Origin of the sequence: Allobosea sp. AK1, assembly GCF_006714945.1 — a bacterium.
Classification (GTDB): Bacteria; Pseudomonadota; Alphaproteobacteria; order Rhizobiales; family Beijerinckiaceae; genus Allobosea; species Allobosea robiniae.
Genome location: NZ_VFMG01000001.1, coordinates 3,124,477 through 3,143,787, shown reverse-complemented (window position 1 = coordinate 3,143,787; position 19,311 = coordinate 3,124,477). Strand labels below are relative to the sequence as shown.

General features: G+C 60.8%; 27 protein-coding genes. 14 read left to right on the top strand and 13 right to left on the bottom strand.

All coding sequences use genetic code 11. The features are described from left to right. Positions 1-86: 86 nt before the first annotated feature. Together FHT98_RS15410 and FHT98_RS15405 are read right to left on the bottom strand one after the other, a co-directional pair. Complete coding sequence (locus FHT98_RS15410) at positions 87-1,370, bottom strand: tyrosine-type recombinase/integrase (protein ID WP_142115779.1); 1,284 nt, start codon at positions 1,368-1,370, stop codon at positions 87-89. Between the two features lie 290 nt (positions 1,371-1,660). Next, positions 1,661-2,119, bottom strand: a complete 459-nt coding sequence (locus FHT98_RS15405) for a DUF669 domain-containing protein (protein ID WP_142114550.1) — start codon at positions 2,117-2,119, stop codon at positions 1,661-1,663. A gap of 95 nt (positions 2,120-2,214) precedes the next feature. On the opposite strand from FHT98_RS15405, the gene FHT98_RS26750 reads away from it, so the two are divergent. From FHT98_RS26750 to FHT98_RS15365, 7 genes are all read left to right on the top strand, one after another. Beyond that, the gene (locus FHT98_RS26750; RefSeq protein ID WP_082617541.1) at positions 2,215-2,658 is read left to right on the top strand and encodes a helix-turn-helix domain-containing protein; all 444 of its coding nucleotides are present in this window, start codon (positions 2,215-2,217) and stop codon (positions 2,656-2,658) included. Between the two features lie 472 nt (positions 2,659-3,130). Continuing rightward, positions 3,131-3,436, top strand: a complete 306-nt coding sequence (locus tag FHT98_RS15395; RefSeq protein ID WP_061969035.1) for a helix-turn-helix domain-containing protein — start codon at positions 3,131-3,133, stop codon at positions 3,434-3,436. Then, positions 3,423-3,806 (top strand): hypothetical protein, encoded by a 384-nt coding sequence (locus FHT98_RS15390; protein ID WP_142114549.1) that lies wholly within the window; start codon positions 3,423-3,425, stop codon positions 3,804-3,806. Before FHT98_RS15395 ends, FHT98_RS15390 begins: the two co-directional genes overlap by 14 nt. 9 nt (positions 3,807-3,815) lie before the next feature. Next, complete coding sequence (locus FHT98_RS15385) at positions 3,816-4,277, top strand: helix-turn-helix transcriptional regulator (RefSeq protein ID WP_091858709.1); 462 nt, start codon at positions 3,816-3,818, stop codon at positions 4,275-4,277. Beyond that, positions 4,274-4,585 (top strand): hypothetical protein, encoded by a 312-nt coding sequence (locus tag FHT98_RS15380; RefSeq protein ID WP_091858712.1) that lies wholly within the window; start codon positions 4,274-4,276, stop codon positions 4,583-4,585. The genes FHT98_RS15385 and FHT98_RS15380 overlap by 4 nt, the downstream gene beginning before the upstream one ends. Beyond that, positions 4,582-4,902, top strand: a complete 321-nt coding sequence (locus FHT98_RS15375) for a hypothetical protein (RefSeq protein ID WP_091858715.1) — start codon at positions 4,582-4,584, stop codon at positions 4,900-4,902. The genes FHT98_RS15380 and FHT98_RS15375 overlap by 4 nt, the downstream gene beginning before the upstream one ends. Positions 4,903-5,872: 970 nt before the next feature. Then, positions 5,873-6,061: a hypothetical protein gene (locus tag FHT98_RS15365; RefSeq protein WP_139163570.1), complete on the top strand. Its 189-nt coding sequence runs from the start codon at positions 5,873-5,875 to the stop codon at positions 6,059-6,061. Positions 6,062-6,415: 354 nt separating this feature from the next. Here FHT98_RS15365 and FHT98_RS26225 read toward each other — a convergent pair whose 3' ends face one another. The 4 genes from FHT98_RS26225 to FHT98_RS15345 are packed head-to-tail and all read right to left on the bottom strand — an operon-like array spanning position 6,416 to position 9,998. Then, entirely contained in the window at positions 6,416-7,432 is a 1,017-nt protein-coding gene (locus FHT98_RS26225) for a PAS domain-containing protein (RefSeq protein ID WP_082617510.1), read from the bottom strand. An 18-nt stretch (positions 7,433-7,450) separates the two neighbouring features. After that, positions 7,451-7,717 carry a hypothetical protein gene (locus tag FHT98_RS15355; protein WP_061969042.1) on the bottom strand — a complete coding sequence of 89 codons (267 nt, stop codon included), beginning with the start codon at positions 7,715-7,717 and terminating at the stop codon, positions 7,451-7,453. Next, complete coding sequence (locus FHT98_RS15350; protein WP_142114548.1) at positions 7,714-9,783, bottom strand: ATP-dependent helicase; 2,070 nt, start codon at positions 9,781-9,783, stop codon at positions 7,714-7,716. Before FHT98_RS15350 ends, FHT98_RS15355 begins: the two co-directional genes overlap by 4 nt. Next, complete coding sequence (locus tag FHT98_RS15345; protein ID WP_139163571.1) at positions 9,780-9,998, bottom strand: hypothetical protein; 219 nt, start codon at positions 9,996-9,998, stop codon at positions 9,780-9,782. The genes FHT98_RS15350 and FHT98_RS15345 overlap by 4 nt, the downstream gene beginning before the upstream one ends. Before the next feature lie 59 nt (positions 9,999-10,057). Between FHT98_RS15345 and FHT98_RS15340 the strand changes: the two genes are divergently transcribed. Next, the gene (locus tag FHT98_RS15340; protein WP_061969046.1) at positions 10,058-10,312 is read left to right on the top strand and encodes a hypothetical protein; all 255 of its coding nucleotides are present in this window, start codon (positions 10,058-10,060) and stop codon (positions 10,310-10,312) included. A gap of 390 nt (positions 10,313-10,702) precedes the next feature. Then, positions 10,703-10,954 carry a DUF7696 family protein gene (locus FHT98_RS15335; protein ID WP_425284588.1) on the top strand — a complete coding sequence of 84 codons (252 nt, stop codon included), beginning with the start codon at positions 10,703-10,705 and terminating at the stop codon, positions 10,952-10,954. 690 nt (positions 10,955-11,644) lie between these two features. On the opposite strand, the gene FHT98_RS15330 is transcribed toward FHT98_RS15335, so the two are convergent. Together FHT98_RS15330 and FHT98_RS15325 are read right to left on the bottom strand one after the other, a co-directional pair. Further along, the gene (locus FHT98_RS15330) at positions 11,645-11,980 is read right to left on the bottom strand and encodes a DUF6894 family protein (protein ID WP_061969050.1); all 336 of its coding nucleotides are present in this window, start codon (positions 11,978-11,980) and stop codon (positions 11,645-11,647) included. Between the two features lie 133 nt (positions 11,981-12,113). After that, positions 12,114-12,335 carry a hypothetical protein gene (locus FHT98_RS15325; RefSeq protein ID WP_061969052.1) on the bottom strand — a complete coding sequence of 74 codons (222 nt, stop codon included), beginning with the start codon at positions 12,333-12,335 and terminating at the stop codon, positions 12,114-12,116. A gap of 147 nt (positions 12,336-12,482) precedes the next feature. Between FHT98_RS15325 and FHT98_RS15320 the strand changes: the two genes are divergently transcribed. Next, positions 12,483-12,716 (top strand): hypothetical protein, encoded by a 234-nt coding sequence (locus FHT98_RS15320; protein ID WP_061969054.1) that lies wholly within the window; start codon positions 12,483-12,485, stop codon positions 12,714-12,716. A 3-nt stretch (positions 12,717-12,719) separates the two neighbouring features. Here the strand turns inward: FHT98_RS15320 and FHT98_RS15315 are convergent, their stop codons facing one another. After that, positions 12,720-12,968, bottom strand: coding sequence for a PilZ domain-containing protein (locus FHT98_RS15315; RefSeq protein ID WP_274532881.1), 249 nt, complete (start codon positions 12,966-12,968; stop codon positions 12,720-12,722). Between the two features lie 376 nt (positions 12,969-13,344). On the opposite strand from FHT98_RS15315, the gene FHT98_RS15310 reads away from it, so the two are divergent. The 4 genes from FHT98_RS15310 (at position 13,345) to FHT98_RS15295 (ending at position 14,851) form a co-directional block, all read left to right on the top strand. After that, a complete protein-coding gene (locus FHT98_RS15310; protein ID WP_061969057.1) occupies positions 13,345-13,554 on the top strand; it encodes a cold-shock protein in 210 nt (69 codons plus the stop codon). A 117-nt stretch (positions 13,555-13,671) separates the two neighbouring features. Next, the gene (locus tag FHT98_RS15305) at positions 13,672-13,905 is read left to right on the top strand and encodes a hypothetical protein (RefSeq protein ID WP_142114547.1); all 234 of its coding nucleotides are present in this window, start codon (positions 13,672-13,674) and stop codon (positions 13,903-13,905) included. 189 nt (positions 13,906-14,094) lie between these two features. Beyond that, positions 14,095-14,346, top strand: a complete 252-nt coding sequence (locus FHT98_RS15300; protein WP_091858732.1) for a hypothetical protein — start codon at positions 14,095-14,097, stop codon at positions 14,344-14,346. A 238-nt stretch (positions 14,347-14,584) separates the two neighbouring features. After that, positions 14,585-14,851 (top strand): sunset domain-containing protein, encoded by a 267-nt coding sequence (locus FHT98_RS15295; RefSeq protein WP_091858734.1) that lies wholly within the window; start codon positions 14,585-14,587, stop codon positions 14,849-14,851. Between the two features lie 104 nt (positions 14,852-14,955). On the opposite strand, the gene FHT98_RS15290 is transcribed toward FHT98_RS15295, so the two are convergent. The 4 genes from FHT98_RS15290 to argH form a co-directional block, all read right to left on the bottom strand. Continuing rightward, complete coding sequence (locus FHT98_RS15290; protein ID WP_091858736.1) at positions 14,956-15,237, bottom strand: hypothetical protein; 282 nt, start codon at positions 15,235-15,237, stop codon at positions 14,956-14,958. Continuing rightward, positions 15,237-15,407 (bottom strand): hypothetical protein, encoded by a 171-nt coding sequence (locus FHT98_RS26220; protein WP_156407139.1) that lies wholly within the window; start codon positions 15,405-15,407, stop codon positions 15,237-15,239. The genes FHT98_RS15290 and FHT98_RS26220 overlap by 1 nt, the downstream gene beginning before the upstream one ends. A 554-nt stretch (positions 15,408-15,961) precedes the next feature. Next, positions 15,962-17,602: an ABC transporter ATP-binding protein gene (locus FHT98_RS15285; RefSeq protein ID WP_091858739.1), complete on the bottom strand. Its 1,641-nt coding sequence runs from the start codon at positions 17,600-17,602 to the stop codon at positions 15,962-15,964. Positions 17,603-17,630: 28 nt separating this feature from the next. After that, on the bottom strand, positions 17,631-19,277 hold the full coding sequence (gene argH, locus FHT98_RS15280) for an argininosuccinate lyase (RefSeq protein WP_244492773.1): 1,647 nt from the start codon (positions 19,275-19,277) through the stop codon (positions 17,631-17,633). Positions 19,278-19,311: the final 34 nt, after the last annotated feature.

The following is a 19,311-nucleotide window of genomic DNA, read 5'->3' as shown; positions in this document are numbered from 1 at the left end:
CGCCAGCATCGCGGCTCTTGCTGTCCACCATGCCAGCGCATCAAAACATGCCGAGCACGGCGAGGCAATCGCCCGCGTCGACGAATTTAACCGACAGCATGTAAAGACGATACCGCTGGCGGAGTCAGGGGCGTGATCGCCCGGCGCGTCAGCTCCTCCGCGGCATCGACGATGTACGCAGCATAGTGGCGCTCGATCATTTCGGCCGAGGTATCGTGCTGAGCGGCCACAAGGCGCAGTGGCAGGCCCGCCGTGAGCCCGCGCACGATTGAGCTATGGCGCAGGGCATATGGCTCGACATAGGCGACGCCAGCCGATGTTAGCGCCCTGTTCCAGCCTTTCAGCATTTCGGAGGCCAGCCCCCACGCCGCGCGATGCGTGCGCTCCCATAGGCCCGGCCCTTTCTGCTTGTGCGCCCAGCGCAGCAGCAGCGGCTCATGGCCTCTGCGTCCGGCAATCAGCGGGCGCAGGCGCTCGATCACATCCACGCCGACGGGAACCGCGATGCGTGCGCGGGCCTTCGTCCCGGTCCCCTTCCGGCTCGGCGGGACCATCAGGCGCTGCGCTGCGGGCTGTACGTCCGCCACCGTCATCGCCGCCACCTGCGAGAAGCGCATGCCGGTGGATGCGAGCACGAGCACCAGCGTGCCAAGGTCATCGTCCGTACCGAGCGCAGCCGCCACGATGGCCCGGATATCGGCATCGGGCAGGATCGCGACGCGGGCGCGGGACGCACCGGGCTTGGCTTTCAGCCCGTGCTCGATCTCCCGCTTGAAGGTCGGCGGAAGGGTGCGCCAGTGCAGGTCCCCAGCCCTGTGCAGGGCCGCGCGCAGGTCATTGAACATGCGATTGACGGTGCCGGGCGCGAGCTTGGGGTCAAGCCTGTCACGCCACTCCATGAGCGCCCTCGTGGTCACCGCTCCTAGCGCCATGCCGGCCAGCTTGTCGGACAGGACATGCTTGGCAAGACGGGATTGCGCATTGGCCCCGGCCCGTGCGTTCCGTGCGACGCGCGCGGCGACATAATCCTTCACCGCATCTATCACCGTGGCCTTGGGGCCTCGTGCGCCGGCTGCTGCTGCCGCCCGGATGCGCTCGGCCCACGCGATGGCGGCTTGCGCCGCTGCCGTAAAGCTCATGGCCTGCGCAGGTGCACCCTCGTCATCGGCGGGACCCAGTACGGCTTCCTGCCGCAGCTCCGGGCCGATGACCTTGGCAATCCAGACCCCGCCGCGCGGGGCCTTGCGATAGCCGAGTTTCAGCCCGCCACGCGCCTGCCCTATCGCCGCCCAGACCGGAGCCTTGGCGAGCGGCAGGCGGCGCCGCCGGGCCGGCGTATCGATCTTCGGGGTCTCTGCTTTGGCGCCCATCAAGAACTTCCCACAAATCTTCCCACAGTGACGCCATCGACACCTACATCATGGGTGACAGGAAAACCCTTATAAATCAATGATAGATCTGACGCCCGCGACGCCATTAAACCAGATCTTCTGCCCTCCGAAGGCAAAGGTCACACGTTCGAATCGTGTCGGGCGCGCCATTAAAATCAAATAGTTAGCATTGGCTACACCCGCCAGATCATTCGGGGAGTCGCCACCGAGTCGCCACGGTGGACGGAAACGTTAGGCATCGTGCGGTGACACGTGGCGCACCGCCTACCTCATGCAGCCTTGCGCCAGTCGGTGCATTCGACCTTGGTCCGCGGCTGCGGCGCAGGTGCCTCGTCATCAAACAGGTACTGCTTGATGACGTTTTCCAGCTCGCCGGTGTCGTTGCGGGCCTTGATGCCGATCTTCACGCCGAACTTGATAAAGTGGAGCTGCTCAGAATCGTCGGGCGCGAGCACGCCAATCGCCCGACGCAGGCCCGCAAAGTCGCGCTGGCCGATCTCCTGCGCCTGCGGGTTATCGTTTTCGAGGTTGTAGTTGATGTAGAACGGGCGCTGATCGTAATCGCCGCCGACAATCTGAGCTTTGCAGGCCAGCAGCATGCCGGTTCCCTTGGACGTCGCCTTATACTCGCTCTCGACAATCTCCAGCGTGTATTCCCCGGCAGGGAGGGGCGTAAAGCCCGCTGACGGCTCGGCGTCGGGATTGTAGTTGGATGCGATGTTGGCCATAGCGCTGCTCCTGTTTCGTGGTTTCCGTTAATGATAAACGTAAAACACGGAAAACATGACACGTCAACGGAATTCGTTTGTGGTACACGAATTCCATGAAACAGATTTCGATTGCCCAATGCCGCGCCGCACGCGGCCTCATGGATTGGTCTCAGGCGGAGCTAGCGTCTCACTCAAACCTGAGCGAGAGCACCATTCGCGATTTCGAGAAGAATCGGCGCATTCCCGGCCCAAACAATCTCGCTGCCATTCGCGCTGCCTTTGAAGCCGCCGGCGTCGAGTTCATCGACGATGAGCGTGGCGAGGGCGTGGTGAAGTTGCGCTTACCGGCCCGCCAAACGGCCACTGAGGCGGAGATGCAGGCCAGCGCCGACGATGTCAGATCACAAGCCGCGAGTGCCGTAGACGAGGCCTTGAGCGGCTCGGATGCGACCGCGCAGCAAAAGGCGGAGCGTCGGGGAGAGCTGACGGACGAGCCCGCCGTGGTTTGGCGCGCGCGGGGTAAGGGCCAGCCGAGAGCGCCGAGGGCCAAGGAGTGAGCGACGTGCGCGGCGAAGGCGTCGAGAAGCTGAGAAAATAATGTTTAACGTCAAAAGTCAGTATAGCGATTTATAATTAGGATTCGCTGCCGCGTCGGCTGACAACCATTACTCACCGCGCTCGTTCTCATACGAAAGAATGACAGACGATTCCTATGGACTCTCTGTCTGATTCGCGTAACGACTCTGCCTCCACTTGAGGCGAGCGCATGTCACCAAACGAAGCACTCAGACCTGTCTTCGTAACGCGGAAGACGGCCGCCAAGCTGATGGAAATCAGTGCAGATACGTTTGACCTGTGGCTCCAACAGGGCTTCGTGCCGCGGGCGCACATCAACCGCGGCCAGATCATGCGATGGCACTGGCCCAGCGTTGAGCAGAAATTGGCGCCGCCCCTGGAAATGGAAAAGCCGGCCTGGGTGATGCCAGAGGGACCTTACGTGCGGCCACCCCGCGGGAGAAGGCCGAAGCCATGACCGGCCCGCTTGGCACGATCTACAGCCTGCAGGAAGCCGCAGACCATCTGCGTATTTCCAAGCAAGCTCTAGCCCGGGCTGCGAGGCGATACGGCATCGGCTCGATGTTCGGTCGCCATCATCGGTTCACAGATGACGACCTTAAGGCCATCCTCGAGGCCATGAAGATCCGCGGAGAAGAGGCCAATCCGGTCGCGGTCCGGGCGGCGTACCAGAGCCTCAAAAAGATGGCGCAGGCAAAACGAGACGAGAAGGTTCGGCAGCGGGCCGCAGCTAGGGGAGGAAACAATGGAAAGCGCTGAGTTGGTGAAAGTCTCGCCGATGCAGGTCCGAGTCGCGACGGTTCAGGTTGATGGAGAAGTCGCCGGCGCTGATGCCTTTAACATGGACCACTTCGGCGGCATCCTGCCGAACGTCGGCGACCAGTTCCTTCTGATCCGCAGCCCTGATGACTACGACACAGTAACGGTGCAAAGGCGCTATTTTACGACCGAGGCTGCGACCCGCAGCATCTACTGGACGCTCGTCGTCAAAGTCGCCGAGGCTTGCTCGCAATTCACGCAGGTTGCCACCAATGCTCTAGCCGTGACCGATTACCTTGAGGCGGCCAAGCAGGGGGGGCCCATGCCGGAGGTGGTAGCGAAGCGGCGGAAGACGAACCGAGTTGGCTGAAAGCCAGCCATGAGCGAGCCCGACGATCGCCCCCGTCTGATGACGAAGCAGCAGGCCGCGGCCTACTGTGGTGTCAGCGCCCCTACCTTCACTAAGTGGGTTTTGGCTGGCGATATGCCGGGGCCGTTCAAGTCGACGCGCATGTACGACCGGCGGGCGATTGACCTTGTCCTCGACCAAGCGGCCGGCATCTCACAAGGGGCGCCACCCAAGGAGGACGCGCTCGACAAATGGCGGCGCGAGAAAGCGGAGCGGGAAGCAAGGTCTGAAAGCGCTTTTGATAGGTGGGAACGCGAAGAAGCAGTGAAGGCTGCCGCGAGCATGACGCCGTACCAAGCTGCGCTCACGGCTTCGGGGGAAACAAGCCACGAGAAATGGTATCGCGAGAGCCAGGCCCGGAAAGCTAGGAAGGCCGAGAGGGCGCGCGCGAAGGAAGTGTCTGACGCTGCGAAGGCTAAGCTAACGAAGTGACCTATCAGATCGGCCCCAACACGCCGCTACGGCTCGCCAAGGCCGCCGCCCTAGCGTTCCCGGATGGAGGTATGACCGAGAAAGGACTGAGGCGCGAGCACGCCCGCGGCAACCTCACGATCGAGCGCGTAGCAGGCAAGGATTACACAACGCTCGCATACATTGAGGAAATGCGCCGTCGGTGCCGGCTCGTCTCAGATATCACCGCGGCCCGCTCACGTTCTCCCGAGAATCTGGACAGATTTCTCGCAAACCTAAAGGCCCACGCAATTAGCGCGAAGGCTCGGCGACAGCTGCAGAAACCATGACCGACGCGCCCATCCAACCCGTCTTCGTTGATCGAAAGACAGCGGCGGCCAAGCTCATGATCAGCATGGAGACTTTCGACTTATGGGTGCGGCAAGGCTTTGTGCCCCGCGCCCACGTGCAACATGGTCAAATCTATCGCTGGCACTGGCCGACCCTAGAAAAGAAGCTGGCGGGCGAGGAAATACCCAAGCTCGACGAACCGGTGCGAAGAATCATGCCTGAAGGCCCGTACGTTAGGGTGAGGCGCAAGAAGGGCCAGTGCGCGATTGAGGCGTCTAAGGAGCGACGCCGTATCGAGCGAGACGACACCCCTTGACCGCTCCCGCTATGGCAGGTGACGCTGCGGGGGTGGGGGAATAGAAAATGGCTAGATGCACAGCGCCAAGATTTGGTCATCGTACAGCGAGCGGGAGAGCAGCATGTCCGGCATGCGGCGGCTCTGGTGGATATAGAAGTTATGGCTCCTATTCGCCGCCATCATACTCGTATTCATCAAGCAGCAGCGGAGGGGGACGGAGCAGCGGCGGCGGCTCTGGACGAACTGTCAAACCGCGATGGTCAAAGGCGGGATCAACGATTTTCTATACGCCCGCCCAAGTTCAAACGCTCACGCCGATCCGCGAGAACGTAGAGAAGCAGGCTACTCTAGATCTACGCGACATTTTCCTATGCCATGCATGGGATGACCGCCAAGGGCATCGGCTCTCGACGCCGAGCCAGCGCTTCCAGTGCGAGCTGGCCTCGGATCGGTGTTAGGGCCGCCCATAACCTCTGAGAAAGACGCCCCTGCCGTGATGCCGGGGGTGGAGGTGATCCTCTGACCGAATGACGCCTTGGCCCCGACATTGCTCTCTAATCCAGCACTACGCCTATGTCGGCCCAAATTGAAACACTAGTATCGCGTGGGGCCACTATGCCGTTGGATCTAGATCGCGGGCGTGCCGTCTCGAACTATGACGAGTGCGGCGTTCACCTATTGAGTGCGTTCTTTTGTCTGACTGAGCGCACTGCTGATGATGCCCATCTGAGGGAAGAGATCGAACGCGTGTTGGTCGAATTGTTCAAGGCACAGATCGCCGCCAGCCAGTCGAACATCATCCAGTTCTGCCGTCAGCCACCGCTTGCTGGGTAAGCAATGAACCGGCCTAGCGGCTTCGCCGTCGTCATGGTGTTGGCCGCTCTGGTGGCGTTCGGTGCGTATGGGTGGATGACGGGGACTTCGCGATAAGCCGAGGGAACAGTCAGTTCGGCAGACCGTTCATCGAAGGGGGCAAATGGAGGCTCTCATGCGCGACGGTCAAGGCAACAAGCTATCCCCGGAAGAGCAGCAAAAGGTGCGCTCGATCCAAGGTGCTCCCGACAAGAACTCGGTCAGCGGCATTTCCATAGATCCCAATGCGGGCAAGGATACCGGTGAGGCCGACAAGCCTTTGGTACCGCCCAGCGAGAAGCCGGCTGCGGGCCCAGGCGAATAGGCTCAGAGCAGCGAAACCTGCGTCAGCGCCGAGCATGAACGGCAAGGCCTTGGGATTGCTGAAACGTATCGCGGGAGAGGGCGCTTCATCGCCTCCCAACGATGCGCGCCCTCTCCCCTCGCATCGAGTTCCATGTCACGCTGGCCCATTCCGAAGCGAGAGGTCAGGCATTATGGGATTGCGGCCCTCCAGCGGATTACGGACGGATTAAAGGGGCGTCAGGCGCGCGATGAAAGCTCCCTACCCGTCGTTCTTCGCCCGCTGGTAGCTGCTGATCCCGATGGCGGCGGGAGCCGTCATTTGGTGGGCGGTTTTCTTCGGTTAGGCGCGGAGGCTTTGGGCGGCTGTGTTCGGCTAGACACCGATCTTGTCTGCAGACATTTCGATCTGGACAACCAGCCCCGCGGGATTCCAGTCAAACCGCATAAGAGCGCCGAGTTGCGCTTTGGCCGCACGATCCACGAGCAGGCTACCGAAGCCTTGCCTATGGGGTGACCCGACGACGGCTGGTCCACCGCGCTCCTCCCACACCAAGACGACGTGCTCGCCGGAACCCTTAACTTCTATCCGCACGTTCCCCGTCGGGATTGAAAGTGCGCCGTGCTTGACGGCATTCGTCGCAAGCTCGTGAATGATAAGGGCAATGGATGTCGAACTGGAGCGTCCGATGCGAACCTTATCGCCGCCAACACTGATCCGAATGCTACCTTCGGCATTGTAGGGCGCAATCAGGCGGCCAATCAGATCGGGCAGATTGTCCGAAGACTCATCGCCGTTCTTATCCAGGACGATGCCGTGGGCCCTGTGCAGCGCGGTCAACCGGCCGATGATTTCATCTGCAAATTTTGCAGCTGCAGGCTCCGCGCGAGCGCCCATCGAAATGAGGCTGCTGACCACGCTAAAAATGTTGCCAATGCGGTGCTGCAGTTCGCGGGCGATCAACTCGCGCTGCTCTTCTGCCGTACGGCGTGCGGTAATGTCGATGTGGGCTCCAATGAGCTTGATCGGTTTCCCGAGATCATCACGTTGAATTTCAGCCTTGGCCAAGATCCATCGGGTCTCTCCGTCGGACGGTCGGATTATCCGATATTCGACCTCATAGTCGGTGTCGAAGCTATCAACGCTTTGTTGGAAATGGCTTACGACTCGATCGCGATCCTCGGGATGGATCCGCGCAACCCACGCCTCGTGACTTTCGTTCGCAGCATCTGCCGGCAATCCATGAACCGCCAGGTATTCCGGGGATCGCTGGTTGCGAAATGCGCCTTCTCTGAGATCGACTTCAAGGCCCCCGATTTGTCCGATGCGCTGCACGCGCGCGAGCTCGTCTTCGCGCGAGCGTAACTGCTTCAGTGCCTCGTTCAGCGGCAACGGAGATTCCCCAAGTTTTCAGAGCAAAGATACTTGCTTCGGTAGCTCTGGTTCCGAGTCGTCGCCATCTTTTTTGACACACCGAGCCACGATATCGAGCGCGCCATCAGCAAGCGGCCGTTGCAGCGCCCTCGCCTCTTCCCACGGCGCCGTCATCCAGGTCTCGCATTCCTCCGGCGTCGTTAGGATGACGGGCAAGCCCGCTCGAACGGCCTTTCGGAACACCGGGAGCATGAGCGGCATCCCGAAGGCGATTGGATGAGCCTGCATAACGGAAAGGTTCATCGCCACATCCCGCGCATCTTCGCCCTAACGTCGACCTTTGGACCTCCAGAGGGCGCTCGCGTGTCTTCGGAAGCACAGATCGGCCAGGCCGACCGCTCGAACTGTCCGAGAAGCGCGTTCGGGATGAAGCGGGTGCGATTGGCATACACATGCCGGTCGCCGGTCGCGGACTGCCCATGCGTAAAGAAGCGCTGCGGCACGACGAGATGCAGGTCGTCCTTGGCCCGTGTCATCGCGACATACAGCAGGCGCCGCTCCTCCTCGATCTCGTCCCTGGCGCCGGCGCCAAGGTCGATCGGAATGCAGCCGTCGACCGTGTTCATGACGAAGACTGACTTCCATTCCTGCCCCTTGGCTGAATGGATCGTCGACAAGATCAGATAGTCCTCATCGAGATGCGGCACGCCGGCTTGGTCACTGGTTGTGTCGGGCGGATCCAGCGTCAGTTCGGTCAGGAAGCGCTCTCGCGATGGGTAGCCGCTGGCGATCTGCTCCAGTTGCACGAGATCGGCTTGCCTCGTGCTGGCATCCTCGTGGATGCGCTCCAGGTGAGGTTCATACCATCGGCGGGCACGCTCGATCTCGGCTGGCCAACCGGCAGAGCCGGCGCGCAACTCCCCGATCGCGGTTACGAACGCGCCCCAGTCTTCGCCGGATCGAGGTGGAGCCGGGGCGCTATCGAGGGATTCGATCGGCGCCGACGCCTGCGCCATATGCTCAAGGACGCGCTGCGCCGATGTCGGCCCAACACCGGGCAGGAGCTGCAGCACCCGAAAGCCAGCCACTTTGTCACGCGGGTTCTCGACGAAGCGCAGGAGCGCCAGCAGATCCTTGATATGAGCGCTGTCGAGGAACTTCAGACCGCCGAATTTGACGAACGGGATATTCCGGCGCGTGAGCTCGATTTCGAGCGGGCCGCTGTGATGGGAGGCTCGAAACAGCACCGCCTGCTGTTTCAGCGTCGAGCCGCCCTCGCGGTTCTCCAGTACCTTCTCCGCGATGAAACGCGCCTGATCAGCCTCATCTCGAACATGAACGAGCTGCGGCTGTGATCCGGCTGCACGATCGGTCCAGAGGTTCTTGGTGAAGCGCTCCGCTGCCAGATCGATCACCGCATTCGCTGCCGAGAGGATCGCGCTGGTCGAGCGGTAGTTCTGGTCGAGCGTGATGATTTCGGCCGGCGGCACGAAAGCGGACGGAAAGTCGAGGATGTTGCGGACGGTCGCCGCGCGGAACGAATAGATCGACTGAGCATCGTCGCCCACGACCGTCAGACCGCGGCCATCGGGTTTGAGCGCGAGCAGGATTGAGGATTGGAGACGGTTGGTATCCTGGTACTCGTCGACCATGACATGATCGAAGCGCGCGCCGGTATCAGCCGCGATGTCGGGATCAGTCATCGCCTGCGCCCAGTAGAGCAGTAAATCATCATAATCGAGGACGTTCTGTTGCTGCTTCGCGTCGACATAGGCGGCGAACAGGTCCTTCAGCTCGGCCGCCCAGGCAACACACCACGGGTAGGACTGCCCAAGAACCTCCTCGATCGGCCGCTCGGCATTCACGCAGCGCGAATAAATCGCCAGACAGGTGCCTTTCGTCGGAAACCGTGTCTCCGTCTTGGAGAAGCCGAGTTCGTGGCGGACCAGGTTCATCTGGTCGGCGGAGTCTTCCCGATCATGGATCGTGAACGCGGGATCAAGACCAAGCTGATCGGCACAATCGCGCAGGAGCCGCGCTCCGATACCATGAAATGTGCCGGCCCAACTGAGGGCGTCGGTCAGGACGCCAGCGCCCTCCCCGAGGACTTTGCGGGTGATCCGCTCAACGCGCTTCGCCATTTCGCCGGCTGCCCGGCGAGAGAAAGTCATTAGCAGGATCCGCCGCGGATCGGCGCCGCTGACCATGAGATGAGCGACACGATGCGCTAACGTGTTGGTTTTGCCGGAGCCTGCCCCGGCAATCACAAGCAGGGGGGATGCCGTCACGGCGCCGACACCATGGGTCACCGCGCGCCGCTGTGCCGAATTGAGAGCGTCGAGATAGCCGATTGGGGAGACGGCATTCATGCCTTCGGCTCCCGTACCGGCCGCGCTCCCTGCGAGAACACCCCTCGAAGGAACCCGCGGGAGACCGAGCGATCAGCATCTGCCAACAGGACATTGAAATCGTGCAAAACGGCACGTAGCGCGGCGCGCTCGCTTCCATGCTCAGCTACGAGATCATTGATCTCCCATTCGATTTCGTTCGCCTCGTCGGAATCTTCTATTGGTTCGGCTGACATGGCTTGCGTCCTCGGGCACGAGAACATTATGAGAACAAACCAACCCGAGGAGTCAAGCCATGGCCAGCGTCGACACGTTCTTCCTCCAGCCCTTCAAGACGCACCGGAAGCGTCTGGTGCCTGGCCTGCGGGTGCTCGCGAAGACGAAGCATCATGCTCTGAATGAAGGCGAGCGCCTCGGCCGAACCGCCGAAGGCGTGGCGGTTATCCACGTGACCGCAGATGACGAAACTGGCGAAGTCAGCGCGCTCGACGTCCTGGCGCGCCATGGCGCGATCCCCGAGGAGTTCGAGGAGCAGATCAGGGCGTTGTGAAGCATGAGAGCAAGGGGTCAACCGAGCGACACGCAGATCAACCGCGACTTTCCGCATCAGGTAGCGGTCCCACTCTTTGAAGGGCGCGGCCTCGGCTACTTCAATTCGTCGGGACCTCTGTCGAGCCTCTGCCCGCGTCGCTTTAAAGTTGGCGATGGGGCGCGAAGCTATGAGGCCTACTGCTTCGGCGATCGGGATCAGGCGGAGCAATTTCGCGAGGCAATCAAGGGCGAGGATTTCGATCCCCGCGATCGCGTCGGCGCGATATGGCACCGCGGCCGAGGTAAGCGGCGAGATGCCAGTCGCGCTCGAAAAGGATATTGGTAGCGAGCCCGCCTCAGAGATTCGCAGAGGCCTTTCCCACCCGACAATCCGCCGCACGTCTTCTCGATCCTCTCCAGCCGGGAGGTCTCGACCTGGTCGGAAGAGTGGAGGCACGAATGCGAGATGCGGCTCCTTGACGGCCTGCCGCTCCGCGAACGGAACGACGCGCTGGACGGCGTGAAGGATGGGCTGAAGGGTATGAAGGCGTTCCGGGCGATGCCTGTGTGGCTCAACTCCGGACGGAAATTGAAGATCGCGCTCGGCACTGCGTCGCCGCGCCGGGCCCTTGACCACTTCCGCCGGCAGGCCCAGCCCTAAAAACCCGACCCGCACACATCGAATGCTACTCCGCAACGCAACGCGAATCGGCGGCCGATGAAATCGCTCCGTGATTACGATCGAGCACCGGGCGAAATAAGCGAGGGTAAGAAATACCCGAGGTATGCGAATGCCGAAAGCACCGCGATCAGGATAAGCCACGCCCCGAGGCGACTTGGTATCGAGCGCGAGGTACTCGCCTGCACCAACAATCGCAGCACCCCGCGAATAGGCAAAAAACGCGAAGGAGCTAAAGAAGAAGCGTGGGCGCCGTCATCGCTCGCCACACGCCCGGCGCCGTCGGCAGATCGCTCGGTGTCCTGCTCATGCTGGTCCACTCGCGTCCACCATACCTTTTCGGTCGACCATCTCTTTGCGGTGGCCAGGAGCAAAACGGGATCGAGAGGGAATCGTTCCAAGGCTATATGGAGATCGATTGCTCGCTAGGATCGGACTTGGTTCTGAACAAAACCCCGCCGGGATCACCGACGGGGTTTGTGGGCCTCCGGCCCTTGCTCAGCCGAGAAGGCGAGCGCTACTGAATTTCCTAGCCTACCGGCCGATCGGTCGCTGCCGGTACATCCGCGGCTCGCGTCCAGATCGGCGGTAGAGAGTGGCGCGGCTTCACTGGCATGGGAGCCGCGCGGCAGCATAACAATGAAATCGCGGATAGGTTCCGGCGGCACAAACCTAGTTCGGCGTTTTATTGCGATCGGGATCGAGAGCCTTTGCCACCGCATCAACCGCGGCGTCAGCTTCAGCATCCAATTGGGCAGCCCTAGCGCGCCCTTCGTCAGCGGTTTCGCCGCGGAATTTGAGCGAGGCGTGATAAATTTTCTTGCCGGCAATGTCTTCAACATCGGCCGTCAGATCGACGGAGTTGCCGTTAGGTAAGACCTCATGCACCATATCGGCCAGCGCCTCCTGTGCCGCGTCCGTTGCGGCCTTGTCGTCGGCGAAATCTAGAGGATTGTCTCCCCGGTCGACCTTTTTCCCGTCATCGGTCGTGAAACGATATTTCGGCATGTCGCACTCCGTAGCCGTAAGGCCGAATGGCCTCCTGGCTGCCGAACGGGCGCGTCAGAGCTTGGTTCCGCGCCACGCGTCGAACCTCCTCCGATCTACCAGTAGCCAACAGCGCTCGTACGAGTCGTTCCGGTTAGGCTGCGACGTCGCGATCTAGGTGAAACATGACATTCTTCGCGAGATCTTCTTCATCGAGCGCCAGAGGTGCGAACCCAGCCACCATATAAGCAATGCGCTCGCGCTCTTTGTCTCGGTCGTGCTCTGGCACTGAGTCCTTGATAACGTTCCATACTGCTTCCAACGCGGCATATGCCCGAGCGAGATCCGCAGGATCGTTGAGAGACGAAAATGGCATTGCTCCTTCCTCCAAAGCCGTTTCGCAGAAGATGATTTAGGAGCAGCTATTCATCCTTCAAGAGATGAAAATTGGTTGCAAATAACCGGGAACGCCGTGGCCCGCCGACAGTTGAACCACCATCAATCTTTGGGGTGAGATTTCGCCATGGTTGCGTTGCAGGATCCCGTCGCCCCCCAGCCACCGCGCAATCGCCGCGAGCTCTATCGCGAGAAATGCCAGGACGAGGATGGCAATCGCTTCACCGTCATCGTCTGGCAGAACAAGCCCGGCCTATCGACCGTCTCCTACTCCCTCGCAGACGGCACACCGGTCCATTACGAGGACGAGTGCTACTTCGCGACGCCGACGAGGAAGATGCTGACCCGGTGCGAGGATTAACCGCTAATCCTCGAAAGCGATGCCTATCGAGGTTTCATCCCGCCATTTCACCAGAGCAGAGCGCTCCCGACGTAAGATATTGGCGACGACGCGCACGCGTCCCTCGATCTCGACACCCGCTGGTACACGGAGCATTGCCCCACCTGCTGATAGATCGCGGATGATGCAGCTGTAGACCGCGCCTTCATCCGTGACGAGCCTCGCCATCTCAACCATCCGATTGCGTTTTGATGTTCGGGGGAATTCAGCCATGCGGCGGCTATAGGACATCGATGCCAGAGGTGAAATGACCTAGCCTGGCCCCAGGCGGGGGGCAGAAGGCGGCCGAGATTGCTGAGGCACGCCTTCGCCAGTGAGATACCGCGCATGAAATCGGGATGATTTCTCAAAATAAAATGAAATCCTCGCTAGTGAAAACCACAATCTGTGCGCACAAAAATCGTCTGAAGCGCGCTTTGGTTGACATTTCAATTTATGAAATGTAAGCTACTTTATCGAGATTGCTTGGACGGTCGTTGTTATTTTCGCGCTTTGTCGCGGCTCTGATAAACTCCCCCTTTCGAAATCGTTCTGAACTCGCCGTACGTCTTGTCGGCGAGCGACAGGTGTAGCCAAAGGAGGGTTTCTCATGACCACCGGCACAGTTAAATGGTTCAATTCCACCAAGGGTTTCGGCTTCATCCAGCCCGATGACGGCAGCCAGGATGTGTTCGTACACATCTCCGCTGTCGAACGCGCTGGGATGCGGGACCTGCAGGAAGGCCAAAAGCTGGGATACGAAGTCGCTCGCGACAACAAATCTGGCAAGATGGCTGCAGAACAGCTCCAGACTGCGTGATCTGGCAATCGTCGCCGTTGACCACGGATGTACTGGCACCAGCGACTTTAGCCACTCGAAAGGCCGGGCACTTGCTCGGCCTTTTTGTTTTCAATTTAACTGCGAATGGAAATGGTAGTGTTCGAACTTTCAAAACAGCGCTTAACCGCCGACAATCAGTTCTTGAAGATTCAGACGCGGGCTCTCTCTCGCGCGAGGATTATGTCCGAAACGGAAAAGCTGACCCAGCAGCGCGAAGACAACATGCTCAAACTGCGCGGGCTCCGTCTGGCGAACGAGACCAGTGTTAAGCAGGCGGGGCTCGCAGCGCAGATCAAGACGAAATCGCGGAGGCGTCCGGGCTTCAAATAGCCCTAGATCTGCTGGGCGGCCGATGTATTCACCGGTCAGGAGGGTCCGAAGCGATAAAGGCGGCAACCACTCAAAAGACATAGACAAGCCATGTGGAAGGAGCAGGATCGGCGCTGCAGTTGTCTCCATCCGCTTTTTGGAAATGACCGCTGGCGGCGCGCATTGACGCCGCCTAGGCGGAGACCTGTCATGCATACCGGAAAAGGCTCTTTGGTCCTGCGCAATGGGCGCAGGCTCCCTCTCACCTTCCAGTTTGGCAGAAACTACGACGAGACCCGCGCAGGCCATCTTCTCTGCGATACATCCGCACTCGACCCGGCATTGCTGCAGGATCGGCTGCATGTCGTTTGCGATGACGGAACTGCTATCGTCGTTGCGGTGATGCACTCCAGTGATCGACATCTGGCGGTCACAGGGCGGGTTCTGGCGGCCGCGGCCTGATAAAGCTCTGCCATCATAAGTAGATGCGCGGAAGGCAGCGTAGCCATTGGATCGGCCCAGCGACGGCGAAGTGCCCATCACCGCGTCAGCGATCGAGCCAAGCCAAAATCAAACACTGCCCGGACCAAGGAAGCTCAAATGCAGCGTACCCCGAAAACTGGATAATTACGCGGTGGCTGCATCATACGCGCAAACGCATGCGTCCGGATCGATGCTGTGGGAACCGGGGTGCTATCCGATGAAGATGCTTCCGATGGCCGGGATCGCGGCGGCAATGGGATTCGCCGGCCTGAGCGGCTTGACTAGGTCAGACGCTGTCTGGGCCAGGCTGTCCCCGTCCTGCCAGGTCAAGGGAAACATCAGCATCAATACGGGGGAAAGCATTTACCACGTCCCCGGCCAGCGCCGTTATCTGGAGACGAATATCAGTCCGCAACATGGCGAGCGCTGGTTCTGCACGGCGGCGGAAGCGGAAAGCGCCGGTTGGCGACCCGCGAGAAACTGAGGCGGTTGCGCTGAAGTCAAAGGCGCCAAAGCTTACTCGCCCACTAGGCGATGGCTGCCACGGCCATCATGCTCACGGCAACAATCAGCGCGTCATCCATCGGTTCACTCCTGCGGCTCGGCGATGTAGAAGCCGAATGCTGAAGCGCAGGTCAGAACGACGCCGATCTCTAGCAAGCCCATTGTAGCCTCCAACCTGACGATGGAAGAGCAACCGCCCGGAACTGGCCATTGTTCCGCCGCGGGTCGGGCGAACATCGCATTCAGCAAAGAGGAAGAGATCGGCTGGCGAACGCCTCGATCGGAAGCCGCCGGTACATCCGCCACGAGCTCCGATCGAAGGCGGAAGAAGCGAACCGGCACCGAATCCCCGCCGCTCATCGGCATCAAATGCACCTTGACGGGCGGTAGCCCAATGCCCGTGCTTGCTTGCGGCGCTCTTTGCGTGCCAGCGAGTTCAGGTGCTCCCACTGGCGGAGCGATGCCCATAATTTCAAGTCATAGGTTGGGGGCTGCACCAACTGGCTTTCGTTCGTGGCCGGATTGATCTCGCTCAAGCCGCCCTCGTTATCGTCGGTGCATCATTCGATGCCGGACCCTAGGCCCTCGTGGTGCGACGAGCCCTGTCAAAAGACAGAAGCGTGGGAAAACGAAAAAAGCCCCGCCAGCCGGAGCTGCCGGGGTCAGGTAATCGTGGTGTGAGGGTGAGCCCGCCACGCGCGGAGCGTCACGCCGGTTCCCTGTCCGCTGGATTTCGGAGAAAGTGGGAGCGTCGGAGGCCGCAGCGCTATGCGGGCCTCGAGGGCGAACAGCGGTTACCGCCTTGGATCTCGAGGGCAATCGCATTGCTCTCCGGCAGCAAGGAAGCGCACGGCAGCTGAGGAAATAGCGAGCCGCAGAACGGTGCGGCCGGCAAAGATGATCTTGCCGGCTGCGCCGAAGAGCTAAACGCATTTGGTTGGTAGCGAGGCTCTCTCCGACCGCGAGGTCGTTTAGCGCCAAGTGCAGACATTAAGACATCACCGGAAAGCAGACATTGGATGATCAATTCCAGTCTCGCTGTAAACCCTTATCCAGATGAGCTGCTGTACTCGGGCAGTAGCCCAACCCTTCAATCTGCTACAACCTGAAGCGCTGCCTTCAAGAGCGATTGGGTATAGGGATGCTTCGGATTGTCGAAGATATCCTTAGTCCGTCCGCGCTCAACAACCTTTCCTGACTTCATCACGATCAGCTCATCGCAAAGAGCTCTTACGACTTTCAGATCGTGGCTGATGAACATGTAGGCGAGATCATGCTTCCTTTGCAGATCCCGCAGTAGATCGATGATCTGGGCCTGTATCGAAAGATCGAGCGCCGAGGTTGGTTCATCGAGAACCACGAATTTCGGATTGAGGATCATGGCGCGCGCGATCGCGATCCGCTGGCGCTGCCCTCCGGAAAACTCGTGCGGGTAACGGGTGCGAACCGCAGGGTCCAGGCCGACTTCCTCCAGAATCGCTGCGATCATCAAGTCCCGTTCGCCACGCGACGAGCCGATACCGTGTATAAGCAACCCTTCGCCGACGATCTCCGCGACTGATTTCCGCGGACTGAGCGAGCCATAGGGGTCCTGAAACACGACCTGCATGTCACGTCTCAGATTGCGCATGCGCTCGGGGCCGACTTGGTCCAGCGCCACGCCCTGATACCGCACGGATCCTTCGCTTGGGATCAACTGAAGCATCGCGGTTCCTAACGTGGATTTCCCCGACCCGCTTTCGCCCACCACGCCCAGCGACTGCCCTTGGCGGATCGTGAGATCGATCCCGTCAACCGCTTTGACATGGGCCTTGGTACGACGCAGGAGGCCGCCCTTGATGCCGAACCAAACCTTCATATCGTTCGCTTCGACAAGAATGGGCGCCGATGTTGGAGGCGGCACAGGATCGCCTTTCGGATCCGAGTTGAGCAGGTGCTTCGTGTAGGAATGGCGCGGGTTGCCGAATATTTCGGCAGCATCACCCGTCTCGACGATCTCCCCCTTGTTCATCACAGCAACACGGTCGGCCATCTTCCGAACGACACCGAGGTCGTGAGTAATGAGCAGCATCGCCATCCCGAAGCGCCTCTGAAGCTCTTTAAGTAGCTTCAAGATCTGGGCCTGGACGGTGACATCAAGGGCTGTCGTCGGCTCGTCGGCGATCAGGAGCTCTGGCTCGTTGGCGAGCGCCATTGCGATCATCACACGCTGGCGCTGGCCGCCGGAAAGCTCATGTGGATAGGCGCTCAGGCGCTTGTCGGGCATTGGGAGCCCGACGAGAGTCAGCAGCTCGATAATGCGGGAGCGCGCCTTGTTGCCGCGGATGCCTTTATGTAGCGCCAGCACCTCGCCGAGCTGCCGCTCAACTGTGTGCAAGGGATTGAGCGAGGTCATCGGCTCCTGGAATACCATCGCGACCTTGTTGCCGCGGATCGCCTCCAGCTCCCGCTCGCGTGCTTGCAGGAGTTCGCGTCCCTCCAGACGGATACTGCCGCTCAACCGATGCGCGACCGCATGCGGCAGAAGCCGGAGGATCGAGAGCGCCGTCATGGACTTGCCCGAGCCGGACTCTCCGACGAGCGCCAATGTTTCTCCCTTGTTCAAGCTGAACGAGACGCCACGCACGGCCGGCACAGCCCCCTCCGACGTCAGGAATTCGAGCCGAAGGTCTCGAACCTCCAGGAGGCCTTCATGACCGCTCGGGCAGGTCGGTGAGTTCGAAACTGACATGGCGGGTCCAGTCGATCTTTCCGTTGTGTCACGCAGACAGGACGTTCTTGACGGCGCTCTCCAGCCGCTCAGCGGCCGACGCGAGGTGACCGCGTTTGCGCACGAGCCAGGCCTCGTCACGCGCGAGCCCGTCTTTGGCAACGGCGAGCATGCGGATGACTTCGGAGGGCGCTACACTGCCGGTCGTTACGCGCGTCTCCACGAAAATCTCGGGGTCCAGAGCGCTTCGAAGCACGTCTTCCGGCATCGCTATTCCGCCTCCGATCGTCTCTCGGGCCGCCCGGTTGAGCAGTCCAGCCGTGACGGCAGCAGGGCGAATATTCTCGCTCAAGCAGATCCGAACCAGACGCGCGACAACGTGATGAACCTGCCGGAAAGACAGGCCGGTCTCGCGGACAATCACATCGGCCAGATTGCTCGCCGTGCACCAACTGCCTTCGAGCCCTTCGCGCATGCGCCTCTCATGCACGATAAGGGTCGAGATCAGCCCGGTGAACAGGTCTAGCATGCCCTCCGTTGTGGCCAGCGCCTCGTCGATCAGCGGCAGGTCCCGCATGGCCTGGTCGCCCGTTCCCGCCGCGCGAAAGGTCGCCAGCGCCGAGGCAAGCCAGGTAACGGATCCTCCGGCCGCCTTCTTGACGGTCTCGAGCCCGGCCGGGTTTTTCTTCTGCGGAAAGATGCTGCTGGTGCCGCAATAGGCGTCATCCGACTCGACGAAGCCGAACTCCGTGCTCGACCAGACATGGAGATCCGTCGCGAGATCGTTGATCGTCGCCATCACGAAGGACAGGGCCGAGATCGCATCGGCCGCGTAGAAGGCCTCGCGCCCAAGCTTCGAATTCTCAAGCACGCCACCGAAGCCGAGGAGCTCGGTCGTCCGGTTGCGATCGAGCGGCCATGACGTCCCTGCAAGGCCGACAGCCCCGAGCGGATTCAGGTTGACGCGATCGAAGGCCTGGATCAGCCGTTCGAAATCCTCGCAGAGCCTCGTCGCAATGCTGAGAAGATAATGACCGAAGACCCAGGGCTGGGCCTGCTGCATATGTGTGTAGCCGGGCATGATGGTGCGGGCATGCTTCTCGGCCTTGTCGATCAGCGCGGCCCGAAACTGGTTCAACCGCTCGACCACATCGAGAAGCCGGTTGCGTTCATAGAGGCGGCGCACGGTCGTGCCCTGGTCGATGCGGCTGCGGCCGGTATGCATCTGCCCGCCGATATCCTCGCCCATCCGCGAGAACAGGAAGGCTTCGACCTGCAACAGAAAGCTTCCATTCAGCGGATCCATGGGGATGGTTGCCGGATCCATGCCGCGCATTTCCAAGAGCCCATTGAGAATGGCGCTCGCGACGTCACGCGGCAGGATTCCCTGCTCCGCGAGCATGACGGTATGGGCGAGATCAACCTGATTGAATTCACGCGCATGACGCATCTCGCGGGCAAGCCCGGGAATGTCGTGGTATTTGATCAGAGCCTCTGCCGGCGGGCTGCTCAGGCGGGCTTCAGAGAGCAGGAATTGATGCTCGGTGACCGGCTTGTTCATGGTAATATCCAGTTCGTCACGAGGTTTGTCGTGCGCGGCGAGGCCATCCGGCTTCGCGCCTTGGCAAGGTCGTCTGGACGGCGGTTGATCCCGCCGCCGCAATGGCGTTTCCCATCGGCTAGGTTCAACGGACATTCGTTCGTCAGCGGCCGGAAGGCGGCAGCCGCCC